The 11438-nt window shown below is 69.0% G+C and carries 9 protein-coding genes and 1 pseudogene; 7 read left to right on the plus strand and 3 right to left on the minus strand.

The annotated features are described in order from the left end of the window. Positions 1–183 precede the first annotated feature (183 nt). From ACWEVO_RS00240 to ACWEVO_RS00265, 6 genes and pseudogenes are all read left to right on the plus strand, one after another. Positions 184–1527 carry a family 43 glycosylhydrolase gene (locus ACWEVO_RS00240; protein WP_452305363.1) on the plus strand — a complete coding sequence of 448 codons (1344 nt, stop codon included), beginning with the start codon at positions 184–186 and terminating at the stop codon, positions 1525–1527. A gap of 288 nt (positions 1528–1815) precedes the next feature. Continuing rightward, entirely contained in the window at positions 1816–2919 is a 1104-nt protein-coding gene (locus tag ACWEVO_RS00245; RefSeq protein WP_452305364.1) for a hypothetical protein, read from the plus strand. 32 nt (positions 2920–2951) lie between these two features. Continuing rightward, entirely contained in the window at positions 2952–5333 is a 2382-nt protein-coding gene (locus ACWEVO_RS00250; RefSeq protein WP_452305365.1) for a family 43 glycosylhydrolase, read from the plus strand. 547 nt (positions 5334–5880) lie between these two features. Beyond that, a pseudogene (locus ACWEVO_RS00255) lies at positions 5881–6057 on the plus strand (IS110 family transposase); the annotation flags it as partial. Between the two features lie 40 nt (positions 6058–6097). Further along, complete coding sequence (locus ACWEVO_RS00260; protein WP_452305366.1) at positions 6098–6502, plus strand: hypothetical protein; 405 nt, start codon at positions 6098–6100, stop codon at positions 6500–6502. Continuing rightward, positions 6453–6713, plus strand: a complete 261-nt coding sequence (locus ACWEVO_RS00265; RefSeq protein WP_452305367.1) for a transposase — start codon at positions 6453–6455, stop codon at positions 6711–6713. The genes ACWEVO_RS00260 and ACWEVO_RS00265 overlap by 50 nt, the downstream gene beginning before the upstream one ends. Before the next feature lie 311 nt (positions 6714–7024). On the opposite strand, the gene ACWEVO_RS00270 is transcribed toward ACWEVO_RS00265, so the two are convergent. Together ACWEVO_RS00270 and ACWEVO_RS00275 are read right to left on the minus strand one after the other, a co-directional pair. Further along, entirely contained in the window at positions 7025–8269 is a 1245-nt protein-coding gene (locus ACWEVO_RS00270) for an IS256 family transposase (RefSeq protein ID WP_452305368.1), read from the minus strand. Between the two features lie 213 nt (positions 8270–8482). After that, positions 8483–8806, minus strand: a complete 324-nt coding sequence (locus ACWEVO_RS00275; RefSeq protein ID WP_452305369.1) for a hypothetical protein — start codon at positions 8804–8806, stop codon at positions 8483–8485. A 181-nt stretch (positions 8807–8987) separates the two neighbouring features. Here ACWEVO_RS00275 and tnpB point away from each other — a divergent pair, with 181 nt between their 5' ends. Next, the gene (gene tnpB, locus ACWEVO_RS00280) at positions 8988–10349 is read left to right on the plus strand and encodes an IS607 family element RNA-guided endonuclease TnpB (protein ID WP_452305390.1); all 1362 of its coding nucleotides are present in this window, start codon (positions 8988–8990) and stop codon (positions 10347–10349) included. A 34-nt stretch (positions 10350–10383) separates the two neighbouring features. Here the strand turns inward: tnpB and ACWEVO_RS00285 are convergent, their stop codons facing one another. Beyond that, the gene (locus tag ACWEVO_RS00285) at positions 10384–11430 is read right to left on the minus strand and encodes a formylglycine-generating enzyme family protein (RefSeq protein ID WP_452305370.1); all 1047 of its coding nucleotides are present in this window, start codon (positions 11428–11430) and stop codon (positions 10384–10386) included. Positions 11431–11438: the final 8 nt, after the last annotated feature.

Genomic DNA, 11438 nt, shown 5'->3' on the forward strand with positions numbered 1-11438 from the left:
GCCGCGACTGCCGGTTCATGGAGTTGGCCGACCCCCGGGGGGAGAGGAACTCCTGATGTCGGTGCCAGGCCGCAGCGGACGCGCATCAGAAACCATTTTGTCATCTATTCACTGTCGAAATCCGGCTCACTAGCCTGCCTCGCAGGCAGGGCAGACGTCCTGCATGACTGGAGGACGTGACTGATGAGCAGTTCCGACAACGGGTTGCACGTCGACCGGAGGTCCTTGTTGGCCGGTGTCGCTGGCTTCCTCGGAGTGGCGGCACTTCCCGCTACCGCGGCGCAGGCGGCTTCGGCGGCGGTTCCGCCGACGCGGTCGTTCCCGTCGAACTGGCCCGACCCCCAGCCCTACGGGCTCGCGGACAACCAGCTGGACCTGTGGCCGCGTGAGGACAACTCCTTCATCCTCCCGCTCGAGCTGCGGCCGCGGGACGAGGAGCGCGGCCGGGTCTGGATGCGCGACACCTACGTCAACTGCTTCGTCGTCGACGGTCGTCCGATGTACGTCGCCACGGGCACCACCCGGGTACCGGGGCTCGACGCGGCCGGCCCGTGGAACGACGGCATCTTCCTGTGGGTGTCTCCGTCCCTGTACGGGCCGTGGAGGCTGGCCGACACCACCGGCATCCGGCCCGACGCCGAGCGGGGCAAGGTGTGGTCACCGGAGTTCGTCGGCGAGAACCGGCCGGGACGCACAGTCGTCGCTCCCTGGCAGGAGTACTGGTACGACGACCAGTTCGGCAAGCGCGGCCAGGCCTGGGCGCCGGAGGTGCACTACTTCCGCGGCACGTGGTACATCGTCGCCTGCATGGGTGACCACTCCCGGAAGGTCGGGTCCTTCCTGCTGGTGAGCGAGGGCGGGGTCGAGGGCCCGTACCGGCTGATCGAGGGCAACATCGAGAAGCCCTTCGGTGACTCGTTCATCGGGGGACCCAAGTTCATCCAGCCCGGCGCCTACCACCACATCGACGGCAGCATGTACACCGAGGGCGACGACGCGTGGCTCGTGCTGCACAACGACCTCTACGCGAAGTTCCGGGACGATATGGAGGACATCGTCCCGACGACGAACCTCCCGAAGTTCCAGCAGATGCCCTACTCGCCCGAGCCGTATCTCGAAGGTGCGTACGTGTTCAAGCACGAGGGCAGGTACTACCTCCTCCAGGCCGCGTGGGACCGCACGTCGATCAATCCCGACGGCAGCACCCGGTACGCCTACGACCCGCCCGGTCCCGGCCGCACGCAGTATCAGTACGACGCGATAGTCGCGGTGTCGGACAATTTCGAGGGCCCGTATTCCAAGCGGTGGACCGCGGGCGTCGGCGCCGGCCACAACAACTTCTTCATGGATCGCAGCGGCCAACTGTGGGCGACGTTCTTCCGTAATCCCAACTTCGGCTACTGGTCCGACCCGTCGCGCATCGCCGACGCCGCCGTGCCCGGTGTCGTGCGCGTCGAATGGACCGGCCCGCAGGGTGGCCGCCTGTACGTCGAGCGCCGGAACCCGGGCCGGATGGCAACCGCCTGAAACACCCGCGCGGCGGCCGTTTCTCCTACCCGGAGAGTCGGCCGCCGCGCTGGTGCTTCGCTCCCTGTCCCGGCCGCCCGCGTTTGCGCCACTTTGGATTGTGCCGCGTCATTGCCGGAAAAATGTGGCCCTCCTAGCGTCGGCAGCGCAATCCAAATCCCTCTCGGAAGGAATGGAATGTTACGTCGACTGTTGTCGGTAATCGCCGTGACAACTGGACTCGTATCGGGCGCGGCGGCCGTAAGCGCACAGGCCGGTGTCGTATCCGGTGCGACGCCCGAAGGTTCCATGACCCGCGCACACGCCGCCGACGGTGTTCTCGGCGCCAACTTCAACCAGAATCTCGACAGCCTCAACTACCGGGAACTTCAGGCCGCCCGGGCCACCTGGATCCGGGGATTCTTCACCATGCCGGACGCGGACCACGGCGACCCGGCGGGCACGCCCACACTCCGTACCGTGCTGGACGCCTCGCGGCGAGGCTACGGCACCGCACTCAGCCTGAAGTTCCCTCTGGCCGACACGGAGATGCCGGCGGCGGGCACCGAAGCGATGGCCGGCGAGCTGGCCCGCCTGGACAAGGTCCTGCCGGTCGTCATGGGACGGGTGGACATCCTGGTGGTCGGGAACGAGCCGTTCATCGAGAGCCGCCCGCAGGACCGCACCGACGTCCTGAACGACTTTTACGAGGCCGTGGCCGAGCGGGTCATCGCCTACCGCCGGGCGCACTGCGCGCCGGACTGTAAGACGCGGCTCTACATGGGCGCGCTCAACCGCCTCGACCTGCCCGACCGCCGCACGCCGGCCACCGAGCGGTGGATGCGGTTCGTCCGGGAGACACCTGAGATCCAGGGCGTCGACATCCATCCACACGTGCCGAGCCGGGAGGCGACCCAGCCGTTCCTCGACTACGTGCTTCCTCGGCTGCGACCCGACCAGACGTTCCTGGCCACGGAGTTCTCCCTCGTCTGGTACTGGAAGGAGCACATGGGCGACCCGATCCCGGCCGGCTTCGCCGAGCGCTACGGATTCCCCGCCGACGCCAAGGTCTGGCAGGTGATCCAGGCGGCCATCGCGCACCCGTTCCCGCAGCAGCAATGGGACGACTTCCTGTCCAGCAGCCCCTGGTTCGAGAGCCAGCAGCACTACCTGCGCGACCAGATGGCAACGTTCCGGGCCACCGGGCGGCTGGCCATGGCCAGCTACGGCTTCCGGCAGGACACCCTCATGGTGCAGAACTTCGGCCCGGACAAGGTGCCGTGGTTGCTCAACAGCGTGTTCGCGCCGTACACCGTGCAGTCGGCGCCCAACGGGCTGGCCGGGCAGGGCTACCCGTGGTTCGACGAATTCCGCGACCTGCAGCTGATCCCTCCGCACAGCCAGGGCGATTAGCCACCATCCCCCGGGCAGAAGGAGATGCGTAGATGACAATTCTTTCCACCCCTCGGCCGCTCGTCGGCATGGTCCTCGCGGTGCCGCTGTTCGCAGCGGGCATCGCTTTCCCGCATGCGGTTTCCGCAGCGGCCGCCTCGCCCTCGCCGGCGACCGCTGAACAGGTCGGCACGTACGCGAATCCGGTGAGCCAGCACGTCGTCGACACCTTCCCCGATCCGACCGTGATCCGCGGCAAGGACGGCGCGTGGTACGCCTACGGCACCACCAATCCGATCTTCAACAGCAGGGGCGAGGCGGGTGAGCACATCCTGCCGATGCTGCGCTCGACCGACATGGTCTCCTGGCAGTACGCGGGAGACGCGATCGCCGCCGACGCGACCCCCACCTGGTGGCCGGCCGGGACGCGGCCCTGGGCGCCGGACATCAGATATGTCGACGGCACCTACCACCTGACCTACAGTCTCTCCGGCGGCGGGGTCGCCCTGCTGACCAGCGACGGTCCCACCGGGCCGTGGACCGACCTCGGCCTGCTCGTCCCGGCGAACAACAGTGGCTGCCCGACCGGCAGCATCGACCAGGCGATGTTCACCGACTCCGACGGAACGCACTACCTCTACTGGGGCAGCTACGACACCATTTGTGTCTCTGCGATGACCCCGGACGCGACCGCGCTGACCGGCCCGGTGACCCAGGTCGCTCAGGGACGGCGCGCCGAGGGCGGCTTCGTCGTCAAGCGCGACGGCCACTACTACCTGTTCTTCTCCGACGCCGGCTGTTGCGACGGCGCGTTCAGCGGTTACACGGTCAAGGTGGGACGCGCCGACGACCCGCGCGGGCCGTTCGTCAACCAGGACGGGCAGTCCCTCATGGACCGGCGCAGCAAGGGCGGCATCGTCGCCGTCGCCAACGGCAACGGGTTCGTCGGGCCGGGACACAACGCGATCCAGACCGACCTTTCCGGCCAGGACTGGCTCGTCTACCACGCGATCCCGTCCGGCGACCCGGACTTCCCGCCGGTGGACGGCGGCGGCGGGCGGTTGGCCGCGCTGTCGAAGCGACCACTGATGATCGACCGCCTCGACTGGATCGACGGGTGGCCGGTGCTGCGCGCCGGCGCCGGGCCGTCGAGCGGTGAGCAGCCGGCACCGGTCACGCAGGCCGTCGCGGGTAGCACCTTCAACGACGGATCCCTGTCCGACTGGGTTCCCGCGGGACCCGACGTGGGTCGGTGGACCGTCACACAGGTCCCCGACGCGCAGGGTGTGCTGTCCCAGACCGGCTCCCCGGCGCGACCGTCGCTGTTCGTCCAGGCCAGCCCCGTCAGCGGGGACCGGCGGATCGAGGGCGACCTGCGCCTGCCCCAGGCCGGTGACGTCGGTTCGGTCGGGCTGGTGATCTCCGACCGCGGCCCGCAGAATCGCGTCGTCGCGTGGCTCGACCGCGGCCGCCGGGCACTGGTGGTGTCGGTGACGGACCACGGGGACACCACCGAGACCATTGCTGCGCTGCCCGCGTCCTTCGACCTGGGCAGCTGGCACACGGTATCCGCCGAACTCCGAGGTACCAGCCTGCGCGTCGACGTCTCGGCGGACCGGCTGCGCGACCCCCAGGCGGTCGTGCTCACCTCGCTCCCGGACACCCCGGCGCCCGGCCGAATCGGCGCGGCGTCGCGCAACGCACCCGGACAGGCGGACAACATCAGCGCGGCACCCCTCTACCAGCCGGTCACCGAACGGGTGCCCGACCCGGTGCTGGGCGATCTCAAGCCGACCTACTCGGACGAGTTCAACGCAACCGGCCGCCCCGAGGCGTCCGATCCGTCATGGAGCTGGGTACGCGGGACGGCGGCCGCCGCCGGCGAGAGTGGCGGCGCCCTCACCTGGCCCACCCAGAGCGCCGACCTGTACAACGCCAACAACACGGCATCGGTGCTGCTGCGCGACGCGCCGGAGGGAGACTTCGCCGTGGAGACGAAGCTGGACTTCACCGGCACGAGCCCGGCCCAGCAAGCGGGGATCGTGCTGTACGAGAACGACGACCGCTACCTCAAGCTGGTTCACTCGGTGCTAGCGATCAACCGGATTCCCGGTGCGGTGACGCACCAGACCGAGTTCGGCAAGGAGGGGGAACGGGCCACCACCACGCCCCCGAGGCCGGTGTTCAACGGCCCGATGTTCGGCGGTCCGCCGGCCGGCACGACGTGGCTGCGCCTGGTTTACCACTACGACGCCGCCCACCAGGAGCACGACGTGCGGATGGCGTCCAGCACCGATGGGACGCACTGGGTGTGGGGTGGCACCTGGTCGCTGCCGGTTCAGGGAAAGCTGCGGATCGGGCTCGTCTCGATGGGCGGCGCCGGGGCAGTCGCCGGCTTCGACTACGTGCGCACCTACGGGCTTGTTTCCCGCTGACGGGGCAGCAGCCGGAATGGCCGGTACGCCAGTGGCGTGCCGGCCTTTCCACGCCTCAATGACCCGCTGGGTGGGCCGTCTTCCGGCGGCAACGACGCGGTAGCGGGCTGAGTCGTTCCCGTGCTGTCGCCCCTTGGGGCGCGGAGTGGGTTAGTCCGCCGCCGTGGTAGATACGCCACGATGTCGGACCCATTTCTGTGCTGTCGCCCCGCAGGGGTTGACGAGGTCTTGTCATGTCGGCCGCCGCCATGTCGACCTGCCAGCGTGACTTGATTGGAGCTAGGTTCCCGTCCCCGATTGAGGCATGTCCGCCGGTTGGTTCACCTCTCGCCATCACGCCCTTGGAGTTCAGCAGAAGTGATCGTTCGTGGTGTCGACCGCCACAAAGACCTGCTGGTTGTTGTCGCGGTGGACAGCAACGGCCGTCAGCTCGACGTGACGTCCGCCCCGACCCGGCCACGCGTGGTGAAGTCCCTGCTGAGGCGGGGCTCGGCAGTACGGAGAATGCCTGTGGGCCGTCGAGGACGTCCGGCGTGTCGCCGACGGCCTGAGGCGGGGTCTGCTCGTGGCCGGCGAGCAGGCGGTGTGGGTGCCGACGCAGTTGACTGCCCGCTACCGGCGGTCGGCCGGGGCCAGGGCAAAGAGCGATTCTATCGACGCTCTCGCCGTCGCCCGTGCGGCCTTGGGGGAGAACCTGCCGCCGGCCTTGCCGGAGGATGAGTCACGCGTGGTCAAGATGCTGCTCGACCACCGCGAGGACCTCGTTGGTGAGATGGTGCGCATGTGCTCGGCTGCGGTGGCTGCTGCACGACCTGGACCCGGACTTCGCCGAGACGATTCCGGCTCGCAAGCTGCACAAGCGGCGCTGGGTGACGCATGTGCGCGACTACCTCGCCGCTCAGGCGGGCAGTGTGCGTGTGTCCATCGCTGCGGAACTGCCCGACCGGGTCGAGGAGCTAGCCCGGCGAGCTGATCAGCTCGAACGTGAACCCCACGAGTTGATGAAGGTGCAGGCGCCGCAGTTGCTGGCGCTGCCCGCGTGCGGGCCACTGCCCGCGGCCAGGATCATGACGGAGACCGGCGACGTGCGCCGGTTCGGCTCCAGCGCCCGCGTTCGTCATGCACACCGACACCGCACCGATTCCGGCATCGTCCGGGGCGACACATAGGCATCGGCTCAACCGGGGCGGCAACCGGCGTCTCAACGCCGCCGTGCACCGCATCGCGATCACCCGGGCCCGCGTCGACGACAGGGCCCGCCTACCTGGACAACCGCAAGGCGATGGGCATCTGCCGCACGGAGGCGATCCGCGCTCTCAAACGCCACCTCGCCCGACACGTCTACAGACTCCAGGTCACCGCCAAGCGACTGTCCGCTGAGATCGCCGTTCCGAGGCGCACAGCCTACCTGCCACGGCCTGAGCGTCCGGGTGATTGGCGTCAGTACTTATCCGCGCCGCCGCGGTCCCCGCCAGGGCAGGATCGGAGGAAGACCCCGTAGCAGGTTCTTGGGAGGCTTCGGCATCGGCGACTCGCCGTCGTCGCCGTCCCACCGTCGGCCGTACTGGTCGGAAAGGTTCCCCCGGCCCCAGTATGGCGTCGGCTCGGTCGGGACGAACCCGAGCTGATCCAGCGGGGTCGCGTCCGCGTAGGTGGTGTAAGAGACGGCCATCGCGGGATCCGGTCTGATGTTATGCGGCGATCGGGGTGGGGTCGGTCTGGTTGGTGTCGTGTTGGTCTGTGTCGAGGGTGATCAGGCGGGCTTTGGTGAGGAGTTCCAGGCCCATGTAGCGGCGGCCTTCGGTCCACTCGTCGGTCTGCTCGGCCAGGACGGCGCCGACGAGGCGGATGACCGCGGCCCGGTTGGGGAAGATCCCGACGACGTCGGTGCGGCGGCGGATCTCCTTGTTCAGCCGTTCCTGCGGGTTATTCGACCAGATCTGGCGCCAGATCTCGCGCGGGAAGCCGGTGAACGCGAGGAGGTCGTCGCGGGCGGCGTCGAGGTGCTCGGCCGCGGCCGGGAACTTCGCTTCGATCGTCGCCACGACCCGCTGGAACTGGGCGTGCACGGCGTCGGCGTCGGGCTGGTCGAAGATCGTGCGCACCAGGGTGGCGATCCACGGCTGGGCTGACTTCGGCACCTTCGTCAGCAGGTTCCGCAGGTAGTGGGTCCGGCACCGCTGCCACGATGCCCCGGGCAGCGCGGCGCCGATGGCGGCCACGAGGCCGGCGTGGGCGTCGGAGATGACCAGGCGGACACCGGTCAGGCCGCGGGCGGTCAGCGACCGCAGGAACGCCAGCCAGCCGGCGCCGTCCTCGTCCGAGGCGACGTCCAAGCCCAACACCTCGCGTTGTCCGTCGGCGTTGACGCCGACAGCGATCAGCGCGTGAACGTTGACGGTCCGGCCCGCTTCGCGGACCTTCATCGTCAGCGCGTCCATCCACACGAACGTGTAGTGCTCGGAGTCGAGGGGCCGGTTGCGGAATGCCTGCACCTGCGCGTCGAGGTGGGCGGCCATCTCCGAGACCTGCGACTTCGACAGCTGCCGGATCCCGAGCTGCTCGACCAGCTTCTCCACCCGCCGCGTCGACACCCCGAGCAGATAGCTCGTGGCCACCACCGACACCAATGCCTGCTCGGCCCGCCGCCGGTGCGTCAGCAGCCAGTCCGGGAAGTACGAGCCCTGGCGCAGCTTCGGGATCGCCAGGTCGATCGTCCCGGCCCGGGTGTCCCACTCGCGCTGCCGGTAGCCATTGCGGGAGTTCACCCGCTCATCGCTGCGCTGCCCGTAGCCGGCGCCGCAGATCGCGTCGGCCTCGGCGGACATCACCGCCTGCGCGAACGTTTTGATCATCGCCTGCAACATGTCCGGCGACGCGCCCGCGATCTGCTCGCGCAGCAGGTCAACAGGGTTCACACTCTCAGTTGCGGCCATCGCGTCCTCTCTTCCTTCTCTGACTTGGTCGTCTTGAAGGATCGACGCGATGGCCGTCTCTCATCTACGCAACACGCCCATCACGGGCAAGTCGTACACCACTCCAGTGGACGCAACCTCCAGCGGATCGATCCGCTGCTCATCGACCGTGCAGCGCCCAGTCGTCACCCATGTCGAAGACGTACGCAAGCTGTTCACCTGGGGTGAGCCGACTCAGCTTGGTCTTGTCGCTGTCGACTGCACCATCCGGGGCTCGTCCCACACCCGGAACGAGCAGACCGCTGTCTCGTCGGTGAGGGTGAACAGACGCAAATGGGCCAGGTCCCACCGGGCGAAAGCGTCGTCGATCGCCGCGCCGAGCTGCTCGAATGTGTGCGCCCGCACTGCGGCGAAGATCCGCCCCGGGCGCGGCCAGAAGTCTTCGCCACGGCCGGACACCAACTCAACCCGGATCGACAACCATCTCCGTGCCACCCGCACCGCCTCCGCTACCAGGTGCGCAAACGACGCTACCGGCAGCACCGCCCTCAAGGTCACCCCGGGTAGCCAAGGGCTGAACCTTGATTGGAGCAACGGGGCTGTCGTCCGTTGCCGGTCGAGTGTTCTTGAGGCCTCTGTAGCGGGTTGTGGTGCCTTCAGGGGGGTGGGGTGGTGATGGTGTCGTACCCGTCGTCGACACTGACGCCGAGGCGGTGAGTGGGGGTGGGGTTTGCGCAATATGCAGGCGTATCGTTTCGCGCTTGATCTCACTCCGAGGCAGCAGCGGTCGGTGTTGGCGCATGCTGGTGCCGCTCGGGTGGCGCATAACTGGGCGTTGGCTCGGGTGAAGGCGGTGTGGGATCAGCGGGCGGCGGAACGCTCCTACGGCGTTCCCGAGGGGTCGCTCACCCCGGCTCTAGGGTGGTCGTTGCCGGCGTTGCGTAAGGCGTGGAACGCGGTCAAGGACGAGGTCGCGCCGTGGTGGCGGGAATGCTCGAAGGAAGCGTTCAACACCGGCCTGGACGCGCTGGCTCGGGCGTTGAAGAACTGGTCGGACTCCCGCGCCGGCAAGCGTGCCGGACGACGGTTCGGTTTCCCGCGGTTCAAGTCCAAGCACCGCTCGACGCCGGCGGTGCGGTTCACCACCGGCGCGATCCGGGTCGAACCCGACCGGAAACATGTGGTGCTGCCCCGGCTGGGCCGGCTGAAGTTGCACGAGTCCGCCCGCAAACTCGCCCGCCGTGTGGAGGCCAACACGGCGGGGATCATCTCCGCGACCGTACGCCGTGAGGGCGGCCGCTGGTTCGTGTCGTTCACCGTCCAGATCGACCGCAGCGTCCGTTGCCCCGCCCGGCCGGACACCGTCGTCGGTGTTGACGTCGGCATTACACATTTGGCGGTGCTGTCGACCGGGGAGCTTGTCCCCAATCCTGGCCACCTGGACGCCGCCCGGGTGCGGCTTCGGGCGCTGGGGCGGGCGGTGTCGCGCAAACAGGGCCCGGAGCGCACGGCGGGCGTGAACCCGTCGAAGCGGTGGCGCCGCGCGGCGGGTCGGCTCCGCACGGCACATGCCCGGGTGGCGAACCTGCGTCGTGATGGCCTGCACAAGCTCACCACCGGTCTGGCTCGTGAGTACACGACGATCGTGGTTGAGGATCTCCACGTGAGCGGCATGCTGAAGAATCGGCGTTTGGCCCGGCGTATCGCCGATGCCGGGTTCGGTGAGCTGCGCCGCCAACTGTCGTACAAGATCCCTTGGAACGGTGGCCGGCTCGTGGTGGCCGACCGCTGGTATCCCTCCTCGAAGACCTGCTCGGGTTGTGGTGCGGTGAAAACCAAACTCACCCTGTCCGAGCGCATCTACCGTTGCACCGCCTGCGGCCTCACCCTCGATCGGGATGTGAACGCCGCGCGTAACCTCGCCGCTCTCGCCAGCACCGTGGCCGAGCGGCGAACCGCCGGGAGTGGCCCGGTGGCAGGACGTGGAGCCACCCGCAAGACCCACCCCGGTGGGCAGGAGGCTGTGAAACGTCAACCCGGCCCCGCGCTCTGCGCAGGTAAGACCGGGACCGTTATGCCGCAAGGCACAACTGCCACATGAGCGCCATAGAGCACTCAGTGGCAACGGCTACCGGTCAGGTGACCAGCCTGTGGGCGACCGTGCGGAAGCCGGCGTTGCCCATGGACGAGTCGGGTGTGTTCGCGGAGCGGGCGGAGTTGCGGTACCGGTTGCAGTAGGAGTCGTGGCAGAGGTAGGAGCCCCCGCGCAGCACGCGCGCGCTTCCCGACGGCGGCCCCTGCGGGTCACGCTCGGGGGCGTGCGCGTAGTAGCCGGGGTCGTACCAGTCGGCGCACCATTCCCAGACGTTACCGACGGTCTGCCACAGGCCGAAGCCATTCGGTGTGAACGTGCGGACCGGTGCCGTGGTCAGGTATCCGTCCTCGAGGTCGTTGCGGGTCGGGAAGCGGCCCTGCCAGATGTTGCAGCGCCACCTGCCGTCGTCGTCGAGGAGGCGATCTCCCCACGGGTACCGGGCGCCGTCAAGGCCGCCGCGTGAGGCGTACTCCCACTCGGCCTCGGTGGGCAGCCGGCGGCCGGCCCACCGGCAGTATGCCATCGCGTCGTTCCAGCTCACGTGGACGACCGGGTGGTCGTCGAGCCCGTCCAGGTCGGAGCGCGGGCCGTGCGGATGCTGCCAGTCGGCCCCGCGCACGCCGAGCCACCACGGGGTGCCGGCCGCCGGGCCCATCACCTCGTCGGGGGCGGCTCGGACGGCCAGGTGGAACACGGCGGAGAAGCCGAACGTCTCGGCCTCGGTGCGGTAGCCCGTGGCGGTCACGAAGCGCGCGAAGTCGGCGTTGGTGACCGGCGTGGTGTCGATGGCGAACGGCGACAGGACGACCGGGTGGACGGGGCCCTCACCGTCGCCGGGGTTGCCGTCGCCGTTCGCGTCGCCCATCCGGAAGCGGCCCCCCGGCAGGTCCGCCTGGGCAACGGTGTGCCTGCTGGTGGCCAACCGGGCGGCCGCAGTTCCGGTGGGGGACAGGGCGGTGACGTCGGGTTCGGGCTCGGGGGTCGCGACCGGGGGATCACCGGGGCCAAGCGCCGCCCGGAGGGTTCGTATGCCGGGCGCGCAGCAGGCGGGGGCGTGCTCTCGCGGATCGTCCTGCTGTTGGTTCATCGGCATTC

Source organism: Micromonospora sp. NPDC003776 (assembly GCF_053605645.1).

What these genes read in the sequence shown, in the direction of transcription:
- ACWEVO_RS00285 (WP_452305370.1), bottom strand. Translation starts at nt 11,430, where the DNA reads ATGAACCAACAGCAGGACGATCCGCGAGAGCACGCCCCCGCCTGCTGC.
- ACWEVO_RS00270 (WP_452305368.1), bottom strand. Translation starts at nt 8,269, where the DNA reads ATGGCCGCAACTGAGAGTGTGAACCCTGTTGACCTGCTGCGCGAGCAG.
- ACWEVO_RS00240 (WP_452305363.1), top strand. Translation starts at nt 184, where the DNA reads ATGAGCAGTTCCGACAACGGGTTGCACGTCGACCGGAGGTCCTTGTTG.
- ACWEVO_RS00245 (WP_452305364.1), top strand. Translation starts at nt 1,816, where the DNA reads ATGACCCGCGCACACGCCGCCGACGGTGTTCTCGGCGCCAACTTCAAC.
- tnpB (WP_452305390.1), top strand. Translation starts at nt 8,988, where the DNA reads ATGCAGGCGTATCGTTTCGCGCTTGATCTCACTCCGAGGCAGCAGCGG.
- ACWEVO_RS00265 (WP_452305367.1), top strand. Translation starts at nt 6,453, where the DNA reads ATGCACACCGACACCGCACCGATTCCGGCATCGTCCGGGGCGACACAT.
- ACWEVO_RS00250 (WP_452305365.1), top strand. Translation starts at nt 2,952, where the DNA reads ATGACAATTCTTTCCACCCCTCGGCCGCTCGTCGGCATGGTCCTCGCG.